Raw genomic sequence first — 14,921 nt, forward strand, 5'->3', positions numbered from 1 at the left:
TCGGCAATAATAAAAAAATCATTAATATTATTTATTGAAAATAATTACACCTTGGTGAGTTAACGTGCCTTCAACAATTTTATCAGAATTTAGTTTAACTTTTATTTTATCGTTTAATATAGCATTATTAAGTGTTTTACCATTAGTTGTTATCTCATAACCTTCTCCATTTATTATTACTTTAATTATTTGTCCTGCTTTCACCTGCCAATTTTTTTGAAGCATTGTTGTTTTTATTGGTTCACCCAAATTAATATTTCGTAAAGCTATATGATTAATTGCGTCAACTCTATCCAAAATAACAGTCGAAGGTAGTTTATCCAACCAACCTGATTGTATCTGTATATAATCTTCGTTGATTACCGTCCCTGCACTTATTGCTTGTTTAGCTACAATATAGTTCCCTTTGACAGCAACATTAATCTGGATAAATTTTTTTTTATTATTGCATTGGGCACTGATAGTCATGTTGCCCCACTGTTTTTTTTTATTTAATAAAGAGAGTGTTGGAGTCTTACAATTTAATTGCGGTTTAGCAGTAAGATAAGTAATTAAAATGTCGTCCGCTTTATGACCAAATTGCTGTGATATTAAATTGTTAATCTGTTTATCAAGCGAATTTGCTAAAACATTATTCCAACTAAATAGTATAAAAATAGCGAGTATCAATTTTGCGATTTTAATCATGCTTATTTATTCTAAATTATTCATAAGCTGATTTTACTTTATGATTGCAAGAAATGAATCTTGAAATAAGGGCAATTTTTATCGTTATTTGCGCAATAACTTTTTTTTTATTCGCTTAAAATTCTCATTATCAAAAAAAATGAGATGATTTTATGTTTGATAAATTAGATACATGGGTTAATTTTCATCAGCAAGCATTAAATATACGTGAAATACGACAAAATATATTAGCTGCAAATATTGCAAATAGCGATACGCCTAACTATCAGGCTCGAGATATTGATTTTAATGCTGAGTTAAGCAAAGCACTTAACAATCAGAATAAGATTAATAACGTTGGGCTTAATATCACTTCAAATCATCATATTCAGATAAAAGCCCCAATCATGACAAATCATGATGTACTTTATCGTATACCTTATCAGGCTGCAGCAGATGGTAATACGGTCGAGATGGATCAAGAACGTACAGCTTTTATTGATAATAGTATTCACTACCAAAGTAATTTAACGTTTTTAGGTGAAAAATTTAAAAATATTATGGCGGTATTACAGCAAGGATAATCATGATGAGTTTTTCTATTTTTGCAATTTCAGGATCAGCATTATTGGCACAAACACAACGAATGAATGTAAGTGCTAGTAATTTAGCTAACGCAGACAGTATTACCAGTACTTCAGGCAAAGCTTATCGAGCTAAGCAGGTTATTTTTCAAGTGGATGATAATGGTGAACTTAACCCAATTGCAGGGGTTAAAGTGTCACAAGTTATTGAAGATCCTTCACCAATGAATTTGGTTTATGAACCTAATCATCCATTGGCCGATGCTAAAGGATATATTCAGAAACCTAATGTCGATGTGGTTGCCGAAATGGTTAATACCATTTCAGCATCACGAAGTTATCAAGCAAATATAGAAGTAATTAATACCGCCAAAAATTTAATGTTAAAAACACTGGCATTAGGGCAATAAAAAGGAGTGGTTGATGGGTATAGCTAATGTTCTTGTTTCAGAATCATCGGGGATGACAAAACCTCAAACGACACAAAAAACGGCATCTGATGGTAACTCAAGTAAAGAATTACAAGATAATTTCTTAACGTTATTAATTGCACAAATGAAGAACCAAGATCCAACTAATCCAATGGATAATAGTCAGCTAACATCACAGCTAGCTCAAATCAATACTTTAGCAGGTATAGAACGTCTTAATACAACGTTAGGAATGGTTTCTGGTCAGATTGATGATAGTTTATCAGTCAATGCCAGTAATATGATTGGCAAGGGAGTGATGGTTCCTGGCAATAAAATTTTGGTTGCAACCTCAGAATCTGAAAGTTCAGACTCAAAAGAAGAAACCGTTACCACGCCATTTGGTTTTGAGTTGGTACATGAAGCTGACTCAGTAATTATTACTATTCAAGATGAAAATGGCAATGTAGTTCGTGAAGTTGATTTAGGCGCAATTCCAGCAGGCGTTAGTTCTTTCACTTGGGATGGTGTGCTAAATGATGGAACGAATGCACTAGATGGCAGTTATACTTTTTCAGTTAATGCAAGTTATGACGGGAAAAAAGTATCATCAACATCATTATCTTATTCAGTAGTATATGGTGTTATCAATAGTAAAGTTAATAATAAAGTATTACTTGATTTAGGAATACTTGGTTCAATTAGTATTGACGAAGTACGTCAAATTCTTTAAAGGAGATAAAGTTCAGATGGGATTTTCTCAAGCAGTGAGTGGTATGAATGCTGCATCAAAGCAATTAGATGTTATTGGGAATAATATTGCCAATTCAGCAACAGTAGGATTTAAGAGTGCTAGTATCTCATTTGCTGATATCTATGCTGGCTCAAAAGTTGGTATGGGGGTTAAAGTGGCTGCGATTATGCAAAACTTTAATGATGGGATAGCTACAACAACCAACAATAGTTTAGATGTGGCTATTTCTGGCAATGGATTTTTCCGTTTAGTGGATAGTAATGGGCAAGCCTATTATACCCGCAATGGACAGTTTCAATTAGATGCCGAACGAAATATTATTTCTGCTGATGGTCTTTATCTGACTGGCTATCTTGCAACCGGAACTCCACCTCAAGTGCAGCAAGGTGCAGCTCCAGGTACATTAAAAATTTCGCAAGAAATGCTAAATGCATCAGCGACAACCAAGGCTTCTTTGCAAACAAACTTAAATTCCAATAGTAAAGTTCCGGCAAAACAACCTGTCAATGCTCTTGATGCTGATACATTTAATTATTCTACGACCATTACTACTTATGACTCGCTTGGTAATCAACGCAATATTCAGCTCTTTTACGTTAAAACCGCTGATAACCAATGGGATGTTCATTATCTTGATAGCAGTGATCCTAATGGAAGTTTGCAAAAAGCGGGAGAAATGGAATTTGATTCTTCTGGTAAATTGATTAGTGATCCCGAAATGACCATCGATATTAATGGGATAAATGGATCTGCTGATAATAGCTTTACTTTATCATTAGCCAAAAGTTCTCAACAAAATATGGGAAAAGAATTGGGTAGTATTAAAAACCCTGTTGTGAATGGATATGCTCCTGGAGATTTGGTCGGGTATAGCATTAATGATGATGGTTCTATTTATGGTGTCTATTCTAACCAACAAACAATGTTATTAGGTCAAATAGCAATGGCTGATTTTGCCAATGTTAATGGGCTAGAACCTGCTGGCAACAATAACTGGAGGACAACTATTAATTCTGGTATAGAAGTATTGGGCAGTGCAAATTCTGGTACTTTTGGTTCGTTAGCGAGCGGTGCACTAGAGTCGTCAAATGTTGATATGAGTCAGGAATTAGTGAATATGATTGTTGCTCAGCGCAATTACCAGTCTAATTCACAAACAATTAAAACGCAGGATCAAATTCTAAATACATTAGTCAATTTGCGTTAATTTAAAGGTTATTTATGGATCGTGTTATTTATACAGCAATGTCAGCAGCTAGCCAGACATTAAATCGGCAATCAATTACTACTAATAACTTAGCTAATGTATCCACAGTGGGGTTTCGTGCACAGTTAACGACGATGAAAGCAGTTCCTGTTGTGGGGAATGATACACCTACACGAACCATGGTAACAGCAACAACTCCCACTTTTGATTCAACGATGGGGGCATTTAATTACACAGGCCGAAACTTGGATGTTGCTTTAACTGAGGATCACTGGCTAGCTGTACAATTAGTTGATGGTAGCGAAGCTTATACACGAAATGGAGCAATTCAAATTGATGAAAATGGTACTCTTAACATACAAGGTAATCCATTAATTGGTGATAATGGTGTTTTGACGGTGCCTCAACGATCTCAAATCAGTATTAGTAGTGATGGAACACTTTCCGCATTAGGTGCAGGTGATAAACCTACGACCATTGCTCAAGTAGGTAAAATAAAGAAAGTCCATCTTGAGCATAATGAAATTATACGTGGTGATGATGGTTTTTTTCGACTAACGGAAGAAACACGTAATGAACGTGGTGAGAATATGCCAGACAATCCAAAAGCTAAGCTTATGTCAGGTGTATTAGAAGGGAGTAATGTGAACCCTGTTACGGCTATGGTTGATTTAATTAGTCATGCTCGCCAGTTTGAAATGCAAATGAAAGAAATTATTACTGCTGATGAAAATGCACAAAAAGCAAACCAAATTTTATCTTTAACTTAAATTTATCAATACATTAGACAGGAATAACAATGATTAAATCATTATGGATTGCCAAAACAGGCTTAACGGCACAACAAATGAATATGGATATTATTTCCAATAATTTAGCCAATGTTAGTACCAATGGTTTTAAAAAACAAAGAGCGGTATTTGAAGACTTATTATACCAAACTGTTCGCCAACCTGGAGCACAATCATCTGAGCAAACAACATTACCTTCTGGGTTACAGATTGGTACAGGAGTTCGCCCTGTTGCGACAGAACGAATTCATAGCCAAGGTAATTTAGAGGCAACTGATAACAGTAGTGATATTGCTATTAATGGGCAAGGTTTTTTCCAAGTTTTATTACCCGATGGTACACAAGCTTATACTCGTAGTGGTGCTTTTCAAGTCAATCAAAATGGTCAATTGGTGACTGCAGCAGGATACGAAATTCAACCAACAATTAGTATTCCATCCAATGCAATCAAAATGACGGTAGCGCGCGATGGTGTAGTAAATGTGACATTAGCTAATCAATCAACACAAGTCCAAGTTGGGCAACTAACTTTACATACTTTCATTAATGATGCTGGACTTGAAAGTATGGGGGAAAATCTTTACTTAGAAACCGAAAGTTCAGGTGCGCCAACGGAAAATACGCCAGGGCTAAACGGTGCAGGGCTTTTATATCAAGGCTATACCGAAACATCTAACGTTAATGTTGCTGAAGAACTAGTGAATATGATTCAAGTTCAACGTGCTTACGAAATTAACAGCAAAGCAATATCAACCTCTGATCAAATGCTACAACGTTTAAATCAACTGTAAAGTTAACAATATGCTAAAGGTAATGAGATATTTTTATATTTTAATAGCATTTTTTTTCAGTGGCTGTGCACAATTGCCTAAAAAGCCTTTAGTTGAAGGTGAAACAAGTGTTGTCCCCAAATTGCCAGACAATGTAAATACGACAGGTTCAATTTATCAAGCTGCTCAGCCTAGTAGCTATGGTTACCAACCAATGTTTGAAGATCGTCGCCCGCGTAATGTTGGCGATGTATTAACCATTGTTTTACAAGAAAATGTCAGTGCTAGTAAAAGTTCATCGATTAATGCAGGACGAAATGGTTCAGTGGATCTAGGGGTAAAAACGATACCTAAATTTCTTGATGGGTTAGTCGGTCGAGGTAAAGCTAGTACTGAAATGTCTGGAAATAATGATTTTAAGGGATCAGGCGGGGCTAACGCTAAAAATACCTTTAGTGGCACAATCACCGTCACGGTTCAGGATGTCATGATCAATGGTAATTTAAAAGTGATTGGTGAAAAACAGATTGCGATTAATCAAGGTACCGAGTTTATCCGTTTTTTTGGGGTAGTTAATCCAAGAACAATTAGTGGAAATAACACTGTTATCTCAACACAAGTTGCTGACGCTCGAATTGAGTATGTTGGTAATGGATACATTGATGAAGCCCAAACGATGGGTTGGTTACAGCGCCTATTTTTAAATCTTTCCCCTTTTTAACGAGTATCATTATGTTAAAAAAATTGCGTATTTTTGTTTATTTTGTCTTTATGATGGTATTAGTGATACCAGCGAGCCATGCTGAACGTATCCGCGATTTAGTCACCATTCAAGGTGTAAGAGAAAATGCCTTGGTTGGATATGGTATTGTTGTCGGTCTTGATGGTACAGGTGATCAAACATCACAAACACCTTTTACCATTCAAAGTATTACTAACATGTTATCTCAATTAGGTATTACCGTACCGTCTGGGAGCAATATGCAATTAAAAAATGTTGCTGCTGTTATGGTTACGGCTAAATTACCTTCTTATTCTCGAGTAGGGCAACAAATTGATGTGGTGGTATCCTCGCTCGGTAATGCAAAAAGCTTGCGTGGAGGCACATTGATTATGACGCCACTAAAAGGTGTCGATAATCAAGTATATGCTATTGCGCAAGGTAACCTTTTTGTAGGTGGAATGGGTGCAAGTAGTAAAGGTAGCAGTGTAAGTGTGAATCAAACTGCAGGGGCAACCATACCTAATGGTGCAACCATAGAAAGAGAGCTTGCAACTCGTTTAGATGAACAAAATATTATCCATTTACACCTTAATCAATTTGATTTCACTCAAGCATTGAAAATATCTAATGCAATTAATAGGTTACAAAAAAATACTGCAGTAGCATTAGATGGTACAACGATAGCATTACATATGCCAAAAGAAAGTAGTGCACGAGTACAACTGCTTTCACGAATACAAAATCTTGAAATTAGTGCTACGCCAGTTTCAGCAAAAGTCGTTATAAATACTAGAACCGGTGTTGTAGTTATGAATCAAAAGGTTAAATTAGATAATTGTGCGGTTGCACATGGTAATTTATCTGTTGTGGTAAATAACAAATTAAAGGTAAGTCAACCCAACACTCCATTAGCAGGAGGTACAACAACCGTTACACCAGATAATCAAGTTAGCGTTGCACAAGAAGGAGGGGCTTTACACAATATATCCTCTAGCGCTGATTTAAATCATGTGATTAATTCGCTAAATGTATTAGGTGCTAATCCTACAGAATTAATGTCAATACTTGAAGCGCTAAAAACAGCTGGTTGTTTACATGCCTCCTTAGAAACTATCTAAAAAAAGACTTTATGAATAATAAAATTGGACAATCTTTGAATCGTTTCGCTTATGATTTTTCGGATATTAATCAATTAAAGCGAAATGTAGTTAATGGCTCTGCTGAAGGTATTAAGCAAGTTGCTCAGCAGTTTGAGTCATTATTTATTAATATGATGATGCAAAGTATGCGAAAGGCTGTACCTGAGAGTGGTTTATTTAGCCAGTCTGCTACACAACTATTTACTTCAATGTTTGACCAACAAATTACACAGCAAGCAGCGGGTAAAGGATTTGGATTAGCAGATATGCTTATTAAACAGTTAACTAATAAAGTTTCACCATCAATTAATGTTAACCTACAATCTAATACAACCAATACTCAGCAAAATCTGCAATTAGCTCAATCTTTATTTAGTAATGCATCACCTAATTTATCGCCTGAAGCGCTAGGGCAAATACTATATCGTAACTATAATGCTAACAAAGCAGCTGAAATTAAACATAACGAGGCAATATCAAAAACACAATTTGATAATGTAAACGAAGATTATGTCACAAAATTTGTTATGGAATGGCTAGAGCCAGCTAGGCAAGCTGCTAAAAAATCTGGTATTCCGTATGAGGTTATTATTGCCCAAGCAGCACTAGAAACTGGGTGGGGGCAAAAGCAAATTAAAACCGCTAATAATCAATCAAGCCACAATTATTTTGGTGTCAAAGCAACATCATCATGGAATGGCAATTCAACTCGTTTAACCACACATGAATTTGTTAATAATAAAATGATGAAAATTGAAGATAATTTTAGAGTCTATAATAGTAAACATCATGCATTAACCGACTACCTCAATTTATTAACTAAAAGTCCTCGTTATCATGCAGTTATTAAAGCTCCTGATGCCAGAACAGCTGCTAAAGAATTACAAGCTGCACATTACGCAACTGATCCAAATTATAGTGATAAGCTTATTCAAATCATTGGTCGTATTGAAAAAATTGCAAAAAATAATCAGTTAACCACTGTATCAGGATTTAGGAAAATTGCGTTTAATTAATAATAGGATCACTCGGTTTGAATACAATGCCCAATATTTTGCTAGTAAAAATATCATAAAATTAATTTTAAAAACAAATAATTATGGATTAAATAAGAAATAAATCAACAAAAAACTTTCAGGTAGAGCATTGATTTTATTGAATTTTTTATAATTAAGCGTCACTCGTTTAAATTGATGGTTTATATTGCATAATGACATTGTTTTTGAAACTTTTTAGCAATAATAAAAAAGGAGGCGGTAAACCTCCTTTGGATGGGATGAATAGTTTGAGGCGATTCACGACTTAGAGTAAAAAAACATTGCTTAAGTAAAATTAGATTACAAAACCTTATTTCATTTGAAACAGTGACATACTTTGCATAGTCATAAAGGTATATTGTGCAGCTTGTAAATTAGCTTGTAGCATTACATATTCTGAAATGGCTTCGTACCAATCGACGTCTTCAAGTTGGCTGATTTGAGTTTGAAATTCAATATCTAATGTTTTACCCAATGTGGTTAATCTATCAATTTCGGATAATACCGAGCCGCCTTCTGCTCTAAGTGTCGAAATATTATTAAAAGAATTGTCTACTCCATGACGTGCTTTTGACAACCCAGATCTAAATTGTTCAACGGTATCATCATTATCATAATCTAGATCTATTTTTAATGCCTCAATTGCATAATCAATACTTGCAAATATGTTACTTTCTGCTGGTGAACCATCAGATTCTTTAACATTTGAGCCAGTCATAAATACTTGAATACCTGTAAAACTTAGCGATATTTCTCGCGAGTCATCGATTAATACATTGATAGAAGTTGTACCGCCTACGTAACTCACTTCACCTGATTCATTCATAACAAAAGGAGGTGTATCGTTTTTCTTACCAGCAAAAAGATAGTTACCATTGGTGTCTTTTGCATTAGCTAATGATAAAAGTTGATCTTTTAAACTTTGTAATTTATTAGCAAGATCGAGTCTATTTTCTTCATTTAATGTTTCATTTGATGCATAGACCAATGTTTCCTGAATTGTTTGGATAACAGTATTGGCTTCCGATAAGATCGTATCTTGGCGACTAAGTGATTTATCGGCATTTTCGCGTGTTGCTTGAAACTGTTCATTTTGTGCTTGCGCTTGCTTTATTATTAATGATTGTGATGCTCCCATTGGATCATCAGAAGGAGTTAAAATCTTTTTACCTGTTGCCAAATGCAACCCCGATTTTTGCCATTTGCTGTTGGTGTTTAAAATACTGTTTAAGTTTTTTTGATAAATTGAGTTTGTGCTAAGGCGCATTTTTTATCCTTTAATCATTTAGTTAAACCTAAAATGGTATCAAATAGTGTTGTTGCCGCATCAATCACTTTGGCATTTGCTTGGTAATACTGCATATAAACCTGCATAGAGATATACTCTTCTTCAATATTAACCCCTGAAATCGATTGATTTTGTTCATAAATTTGCTGAGTTATATTTTTGCTTGATTGAGCAGAAATTTTTGCTGTTTGAGTTTCACTACCAATATAGTTAGTTAAGCGGGTATAAGCACTTTTTAATGTTGTTGTACCATTAACAAGTTTTTCATGTTGGATTTCTAATAATTTGGTTACATTGCGATTATCACCAGCACCATTTTCTTCATCGTTAATACCTGTTGCTAGTTTATTTACATCTTTCACTAGCAGTTGTAATGACGAAGCAATATCGGCAACAGGTTTTATGATAAACGAATCTCCATTAACCGCATTACCACTTATCTCAATGGTCAGTCCATCAAAAAACAATTTACCATCTTTGATTTCTGGAGTAATTAGCTGATGATCAGATAATCTTGTGGCGATCCAATTATTGCCATCAAATTCTATTTTATAATCAGAAGCTTTTACTTCATTCAAAGCATTAAACTCAATTTTGGCTGAAGCATTACCTTGGTTTTTAGTATTTGTGACACAACTAGGATGATTGTAATCAAACAACTTTTCACCTTGATTACCATTAATATCAATACCCGACATATGCACTTCATTAAAACGTTCCGCTAAATTTAATGCAATTAAGCCTAGTTGATTGCGGGCTTCGGTTAATGGTCCATCACGAAAGGTTAATAAGCCGTGTAACGTACCTGATGTAATGTTTTGGCTTGTCAATTCTTGTGTTGCACCTGAAGGGTGAGTATAAATAATAGTATTTAAAGAAGGATCATCTGTTGAAGGTTGTACTGATAATAAGTTAATAGAAGAGCCTTGAACTAAATTTAAACCATTAGCGAGCGAAAGATTATATTGTCCATTTTGTTCAGTAACGGTAATGCCAATGATTTCGCTTAATTCATTGACTAACTGATCGCGTTGGTCAAGTAATGCATTAGGTTCATTTCCACCGCCTACCGACTGTAGTTGTGATATTTTTTGATTCAGTTCGGCAATTTGTTGAGTATAGGTATTAACTTTATCAACATTACTATTTAATTCAGTATTAACGTTGGCAATTTGGTTCTTTAAATTTGTTTCTGTTTTATTAAATTGGCTAGTTAAAGATGTCAGATCACTAATAACAGTTTGTTTTGTCGATGCATCACTAGCATTTGATGCAAGTTTATTTAAACTGGCAAAAAGATTATTGATTTGAGATGAAATACTATTGTCATTCTCTGCTAACAGATTATCTACTTTAGATAATTCATTATAATAAGCCTTGATAGAACCATTTTGTGATTGTGATTGTCGTAGTTGTCCTACAACAAAATTATTAAAAGCGCGATTAACAGATGATACACAAACACCGTTACCGACAAACCCAAAACTATGCTGAGTTCCATTTGCTTGGCGTAAAATTTGTTGTTGACGATTGTAACCAGTTGTATGAGCATTACTAATATTATTGCTTATTACATTCAGCATATTTTGTGCTGCATTTAACCCACTAATACCAGTATTCATTAATGAATTCGCCATAAAATCCTCTCAATATAGTTTGAGTTCATAATATCAATTAAAATAAGTCTTTTTTATATCGGGTTAAATTCACAAAACTTTAATAATTGTTATGCGTGTTTTAAAAAAGTTTTCAAATAAATTCATTTTTTCAAAAATGAATTTATTCTGATTTAGTCCGTTGTGATTGTCTTAAAAAATCGGTTCCGGTCATGTTATTTTCTTCTTCAATATACTGCTGTGCTATTTTATTCAAAATTAAGATACTGATACGGCGATTAGCATCTTTACTATAGTTAGGATTGTTTAAATTGACTGTATCGGCAAGTGCAATAATTCGAATAATTTTATTTGAGTCTAACCCACCAGCTATAAGCTCTCTTCTTGACGAATTAGCTCTATCTGCAGATAGTTCCCAATTGCTATATCCTCTATCACCTGTTGTATATTGGCGTTCATCAGTATGGCCTGACAAAGTGATTTTATTTGGTAAAGAATTGATAATTGGCGCTAATGCATGCAGAATTTCTTGCATATTAGGATCAATGGTTGTACTACCAACATCAAACATGGGTTTATCATCTGAAGCTAAAATTTGAATCCGTAACCCCATTTCAGTTAATTCAATAATAAGATTAGGAGCTAATTTCTTTAGACGTTCATCAATTTCAAAAATATCATAAATTTTACGTGCCGCTTCAATCATCTGTATTTTTTCAAGTTGCTGTTTCTCAACTTCATTCTGTGATAGGGTAGAATGATAGCTCTTTTCTTCACCAAGTTGTTTACTAACATCATCACCACCACCAGGAATCGGACTTTCACTATCGCTAATATTTTTACCACCATTGTAGCCAAGAATTAAAGGGGTTCTAAAGTATTCAGCAATCCCTTTCAATTCTTGAGGGGTAGATGTAGAAATTAACCACATGACTAAAAATAACGCCATCATTGCGGTCATAAAGTCGGCATAAGCGATTTTCCACGAACCGCCATGATGTCCACCACCATGCCCTGATTTTTTCTTTATAATTATTCTTACAGATTTATCTTTCATTATTCTTTATTTTCATTTGGATTAGATTTTTTGTCTTTAACTTCTTGTATGTATTTTTCTAATTCAAAGAATGATGGCCTTTCATGAGAAAATAACGTTTTTCGCCCAAATTCAATACAAATTTGTGGCGCATAATCATGCATGCTGGCAATAAGTATTACTTTGGTACATTCTAGAACTTTCACTGTATCGGCGTTTCTTTGTTTTAATAAAGCAGCTAATGGCGAAACAAAACCATAAGCAAGCAAAATTCCTAAAAAAGTCCCAACCATAGCATGAGCGATAAGCTCACCGAGTTCACTTGCTGGTCTATCAGCTTGAGCAAGTGTATTAATTACGCCCATTACAGCAGCGACGATCCCAAATGCAGGTAGGCCATCACCAATTCCTGAAATGGCATCTACAGGTTTTTCAAGTTCGTGGACAAATGTTTCAATTTCTTCACTCATCAGTGTTTCTATTTCAAATACATCCATATTGCCACTAATCATAAGACGTAAGTAATCAGTGATAAAATCACAAATTCTTGGATTAGCTAAAATAAGTGGATATTGTTTAAATAATTCACTTTCATGCGGATTATCAATATCTGATTCAATGGATAGCCCTCCACTTTGGCGAATCTTCGTCAAAATGGTATACATAAAATTAATGAGTGTTAAATATAGATTCTTATTATATTTGGATGTTTTAAACAATTGACCTAAAGACTTAAGTGTGGCTTTTATTGTTTTTTGTTCATTACTAACAATAAAAGCGCCTATAGCAGCACCACCAATAATTAGCAATTCGAGTGGCTGAAATAGTACGGCTAAATAACCACCACTGAGTACATAGCCAAGTAGCGCCGAAGCGATCACTACGATATATCCTATAACTATTAGCATTGACTTTCTTCTTTCTCCATAAAATAACGGCTGAATTGCTTTAATATTTATTTAAGCAGTGATCTGTTTGGCAACTGATAAATTTAAATAACTTGGTTTCGATAACACTTTCATGCATTTTTCGTCGTTTTCTTTTTGTGTTTTATTATTCTTATCTGCCCTTGATGGAGGCTGACATAAACTGCAAGTAAAAGTATTTTGCGGATGATAAGCGTGTGTAATAAAACGTCCACGACATGTGTTACAACATGATTGTTGCATTATTTTCTTTTCGACAAATTTGACTAATATCCACGCTCTGGTTAATCCTAAAACAGGTTTATCCTTATGTGATAAAAATTGGCATTGCTCTAAATAAAGTTGATAAGCTTTTAAGATAGTTTGAATGCCTGATTTTAGACCATTTTTAACTAAATAAGAGTATGCGTTATAAAAAATACTCGCATGGATATTCGGTTCCCATGTCATAAACCACGAGGTTGAAAATGGTAATAGACCTTTAGGTGGAGGACAACCTTGAATCTCTTTATAAAGCTTGATAAGTTTATTTCGACTTAAGTTGGTTTCACTTTCCAGCATTTGAATTCTTCCACCTAGGGAAATCAATTTGATAGCGAGTTGAGTTTCCTCATATTTTTGAATAATACTTGTACTTGTCATCTTAGTTCCTTAGCTACTTATTGATTGAATCTAATAGCAAACTTGATAAAAGAATTCCTGTATGCATCTGTTTAATATCACCAATGCGAGATTCTTCAGTAAGTTTTTTCATCATTTCAGCATTTTCAAATCGCAACTGAAAAGTTAATTGATTTGTTTCTGATAGAATCAACATTTGAGATGTGTTTAAACGGCTAAGTATGTCAGCAGTTTCTTCGTCAATACCTAATCGATACATTGCCATAACTTTATCTTTTTCAATCATTTTCTGGCTTAATAGTAGTGTTGATAGATTCAAATGATGTATACATTTAAGAATATCGTCATCTAATAAATTTCCCAATTTAGTCACCAATTCATATTTGTTTTGTTTCGCATAAAAAAACGAACAACTAGTAAAATTAAATAGCATTAGTTTTTTTTTGCTTAAAATTACATTTTTAAATGCAAAAGGTCAATAAAAAAATAATTTCAATTATTTTTTCTTTTAATTACACTTTATTTTAATTGCCTTTTTATATTTTCTAAAAATTAACTTTACTTTGTATTCTTTTGATCGCTTGGCTATGTAATTGGCTTACTCTTGATTCACTGATATTCATTACTTTACCAATCTCTTTTAAATTGAGATCTTCTTGGTAATAAAGCGATAAAACAAGTTTTTCCTTTTCAGGTAGTCTTTCTATTTGTTGAATAATTGTGTTACGAATTTCCTCATCTATTAGCGCTGAAAAAGGATTATTATCTTCATCACATTTAATAATGGTATCAATGTTATCACCCAGTTTTTTATGAATTTCATCATACGAACATATTTGGCTATTATTTGAATCTAATAAAATTTTTCGGTATTCGCTTATAGGTAATTCTAAGTATTTAGCAATCTGATAATCGCTAGGGGGTGCACCTAACTTCTGTTCTAATTCATTAATTGCAGTTGTAACATCTCTAATTTTTTTACGAGTTTGTCTTGGTAACCAATCTCGGCTACGTAACTCATCAAGCATTGCACCTTTAATTCTTGGTATGGCAAATGTAGCAAAAGCACTGCCTTGAGATGAGTCATAACGTTTTATAGTGTCTAATAAACCGATATAGCCAACTTGTAATAAATCATCAAGCTCGACTGTTGCAGGTAAACGAACTGCTAATTTTAAAGCTTCATTACGCACCAAATGAATATATTGCTGCCAATCGATTTGGTGAATTACACCGCGTGAGTTATATAAGCTATCATCCATTTTTGAACCAATGTTAAAAAAAATGTCTAACATTATTATGACGATGGTTAGCAAATTTAATGGGTTGAATAAAGGGCTAAAAAATAGCTA

Annotated in this window: 17 protein-coding genes; 9 read left to right on the forward strand and 8 right to left on the reverse strand. The window is 34.0% G+C overall.

The features are described 5' to 3' along the window. Positions 1 to 27: 27 nt before the first annotated feature. Positions 28 to 687 (reverse strand): flagellar basal body P-ring formation chaperone FlgA, encoded by a 660-nt coding sequence (flgA, locus tag A9G32_RS11880; protein WP_065590608.1) that lies wholly within the window; start codon positions 685 to 687, stop codon positions 28 to 30. 152 nt (positions 688 to 839) lie between these two features. Here flgA and flgB point away from each other — a divergent pair, with 152 nt between their 5' ends. Genes flgB through flgJ form a run of 9 tightly spaced genes read left to right on the forward strand, consistent with a single transcriptional unit; the run spans position 840 to position 8,061 of the window. Beyond that, on the forward strand, positions 840 to 1,250 hold the full coding sequence (gene flgB, locus A9G32_RS11885) for a flagellar basal body rod protein FlgB (protein ID WP_034909444.1): 411 nt from the start codon (positions 840 to 842) through the stop codon (positions 1,248 to 1,250). 2 nt (positions 1,251 to 1,252) lie between these two features. Further along, positions 1,253 to 1,660: a flagellar basal body rod protein FlgC gene (gene flgC / locus A9G32_RS11890; protein ID WP_034909448.1), complete on the forward strand. Its 408-nt coding sequence runs from the start codon at positions 1,253 to 1,255 to the stop codon at positions 1,658 to 1,660. 13 nt (positions 1,661 to 1,673) lie between these two features. Next, positions 1,674 to 2,393 (forward strand): flagellar hook assembly protein FlgD, encoded by a 720-nt coding sequence (locus tag A9G32_RS11895; protein WP_065590609.1) that lies wholly within the window; start codon positions 1,674 to 1,676, stop codon positions 2,391 to 2,393. A 16-nt stretch (positions 2,394 to 2,409) separates the two neighbouring features. Then, positions 2,410 to 3,621 (forward strand): flagellar hook protein FlgE, encoded by a 1,212-nt coding sequence (gene flgE, locus A9G32_RS11900; protein ID WP_065590610.1) that lies wholly within the window; start codon positions 2,410 to 2,412, stop codon positions 3,619 to 3,621. Between the two features lie 14 nt (positions 3,622 to 3,635). Then, positions 3,636 to 4,391, forward strand: coding sequence for a flagellar basal body rod protein FlgF (locus A9G32_RS11905; protein ID WP_065590611.1), 756 nt, complete (start codon positions 3,636 to 3,638; stop codon positions 4,389 to 4,391). Positions 4,392 to 4,420: 29 nt separating this feature from the next. Further along, a complete protein-coding gene (flgG, locus tag A9G32_RS11910) occupies positions 4,421 to 5,203 on the forward strand; it encodes a flagellar basal-body rod protein FlgG (protein ID WP_065590612.1) in 783 nt (260 codons plus the stop codon). A 22-nt stretch (positions 5,204 to 5,225) separates the two neighbouring features. After that, positions 5,226 to 5,903, forward strand: a complete 678-nt coding sequence (locus A9G32_RS11915) for a flagellar basal body L-ring protein FlgH (RefSeq protein ID WP_081296853.1) — start codon at positions 5,226 to 5,228, stop codon at positions 5,901 to 5,903. A gap of 11 nt (positions 5,904 to 5,914) precedes the next feature. After that, entirely contained in the window at positions 5,915 to 7,024 is a 1,110-nt protein-coding gene (locus A9G32_RS11920; protein WP_065590614.1) for a flagellar basal body P-ring protein FlgI, read from the forward strand. Between the two features lie 11 nt (positions 7,025 to 7,035). Next, positions 7,036 to 8,061, forward strand: coding sequence for a flagellar assembly peptidoglycan hydrolase FlgJ (gene flgJ, locus A9G32_RS11925; protein WP_065590615.1), 1,026 nt, complete (start codon positions 7,036 to 7,038; stop codon positions 8,059 to 8,061). A gap of 331 nt (positions 8,062 to 8,392) precedes the next feature. On the opposite strand, the gene flgL is transcribed toward flgJ, so the two are convergent. The 7 genes from flgL to A9G32_RS11960 all read right to left on the reverse strand — a co-directional run bounded on the left by flgL (position 8,393) and on the right by A9G32_RS11960 (position 14,831). Continuing rightward, positions 8,393 to 9,349 carry a flagellar hook-associated protein FlgL gene (flgL, locus tag A9G32_RS11930; RefSeq protein ID WP_065590616.1) on the reverse strand — a complete coding sequence of 319 codons (957 nt, stop codon included), beginning with the start codon at positions 9,347 to 9,349 and terminating at the stop codon, positions 8,393 to 8,395. A 14-nt stretch (positions 9,350 to 9,363) separates the two neighbouring features. Next, a complete protein-coding gene (gene flgK / locus A9G32_RS11935; RefSeq protein WP_065590617.1) occupies positions 9,364 to 11,007 on the reverse strand; it encodes a flagellar hook-associated protein FlgK in 1,644 nt (547 codons plus the stop codon). Between the two features lie 142 nt (positions 11,008 to 11,149). After that, entirely contained in the window at positions 11,150 to 12,043 is an 894-nt protein-coding gene (gene motB, locus A9G32_RS11940; protein ID WP_065590618.1) for a flagellar motor protein MotB, read from the reverse strand. Further along, the gene (gene motA, locus A9G32_RS11945) at positions 12,043 to 12,930 is read right to left on the reverse strand and encodes a flagellar motor stator protein MotA (protein WP_065590619.1); all 888 of its coding nucleotides are present in this window, start codon (positions 12,928 to 12,930) and stop codon (positions 12,043 to 12,045) included. The genes motB and motA overlap by 1 nt, the downstream gene beginning before the upstream one ends. Before the next feature lie 51 nt (positions 12,931 to 12,981). After that, positions 12,982 to 13,590: a flagellar transcriptional regulator FlhC gene (gene flhC, locus A9G32_RS11950; RefSeq protein ID WP_065590620.1), complete on the reverse strand. Its 609-nt coding sequence runs from the start codon at positions 13,588 to 13,590 to the stop codon at positions 12,982 to 12,984. A gap of 13 nt (positions 13,591 to 13,603) precedes the next feature. Next, complete coding sequence (flhD, locus tag A9G32_RS11955; RefSeq protein ID WP_034909475.1) at positions 13,604 to 13,933, reverse strand: flagellar transcriptional regulator FlhD; 330 nt, start codon at positions 13,931 to 13,933, stop codon at positions 13,604 to 13,606. 181 nt (positions 13,934 to 14,114) lie between these two features. Then, the gene (locus A9G32_RS11960; RefSeq protein ID WP_065590621.1) at positions 14,115 to 14,831 is read right to left on the reverse strand and encodes an RNA polymerase sigma factor FliA; all 717 of its coding nucleotides are present in this window, start codon (positions 14,829 to 14,831) and stop codon (positions 14,115 to 14,117) included. Positions 14,832 to 14,921 lie beyond the last annotated feature (90 nt).

The sequence above is a fragment of the Gilliamella sp. Gris3-2 genome (assembly GCF_001690345.1).
Lineage (GTDB): Bacteria > Pseudomonadota > Gammaproteobacteria > Enterobacterales > Orbaceae > Gilliamella > Gilliamella bombi.

Excerpts from the sequence above, each read along its gene's own strand:
- flgL (WP_065590616.1), bottom strand. The coding sequence starts at position 9,349 with ATGCGCCTTAGCACAAACTCAATTTATCAAAAAAACTTAAACAGTATT.
- A9G32_RS11920 (WP_065590614.1), top strand. The coding sequence starts at position 5,915 with ATGTTAAAAAAATTGCGTATTTTTGTTTATTTTGTCTTTATGATGGTA.
- flgE (WP_065590610.1), top strand. The coding sequence starts at position 2,410 with ATGGGATTTTCTCAAGCAGTGAGTGGTATGAATGCTGCATCAAAGCAA.
- flgG (WP_065590612.1), top strand. The coding sequence starts at position 4,421 with ATGATTAAATCATTATGGATTGCCAAAACAGGCTTAACGGCACAACAA.
- flgC (WP_034909448.1), top strand. The coding sequence starts at position 1,253 with ATGATGAGTTTTTCTATTTTTGCAATTTCAGGATCAGCATTATTGGCA.
- flgK (WP_065590617.1), bottom strand. The coding sequence starts at position 11,007 with ATGGCGAATTCATTAATGAATACTGGTATTAGTGGGTTAAATGCAGCA.
- motB (WP_065590618.1), bottom strand. The coding sequence starts at position 12,043 with ATGAAAGATAAATCTGTAAGAATAATTATAAAGAAAAAATCAGGGCAT.
- A9G32_RS11905 (WP_065590611.1), top strand. The coding sequence starts at position 3,636 with ATGGATCGTGTTATTTATACAGCAATGTCAGCAGCTAGCCAGACATTA.
- flgJ (WP_065590615.1), top strand. The coding sequence starts at position 7,036 with ATGAATAATAAAATTGGACAATCTTTGAATCGTTTCGCTTATGATTTT.
- A9G32_RS11895 (WP_065590609.1), top strand. The coding sequence starts at position 1,674 with ATGGGTATAGCTAATGTTCTTGTTTCAGAATCATCGGGGATGACAAAA.
- A9G32_RS11960 (WP_065590621.1), bottom strand. The coding sequence starts at position 14,831 with ATGGATGATAGCTTATATAACTCACGCGGTGTAATTCACCAAATCGAT.
- motA (WP_065590619.1), bottom strand. The coding sequence starts at position 12,930 with ATGCTAATAGTTATAGGATATATCGTAGTGATCGCTTCGGCGCTACTT.
- flgA (WP_065590608.1), bottom strand. The coding sequence starts at position 687 with ATGATTAAAATCGCAAAATTGATACTCGCTATTTTTATACTATTTAGT.
- flhC (WP_065590620.1), bottom strand. The coding sequence starts at position 13,590 with ATGACAAGTACAAGTATTATTCAAAAATATGAGGAAACTCAACTCGCT.
- A9G32_RS11915 (WP_081296853.1), top strand. The coding sequence starts at position 5,226 with ATGAGATATTTTTATATTTTAATAGCATTTTTTTTCAGTGGCTGTGCA.
- flgB (WP_034909444.1), top strand. The coding sequence starts at position 840 with ATGTTTGATAAATTAGATACATGGGTTAATTTTCATCAGCAAGCATTA.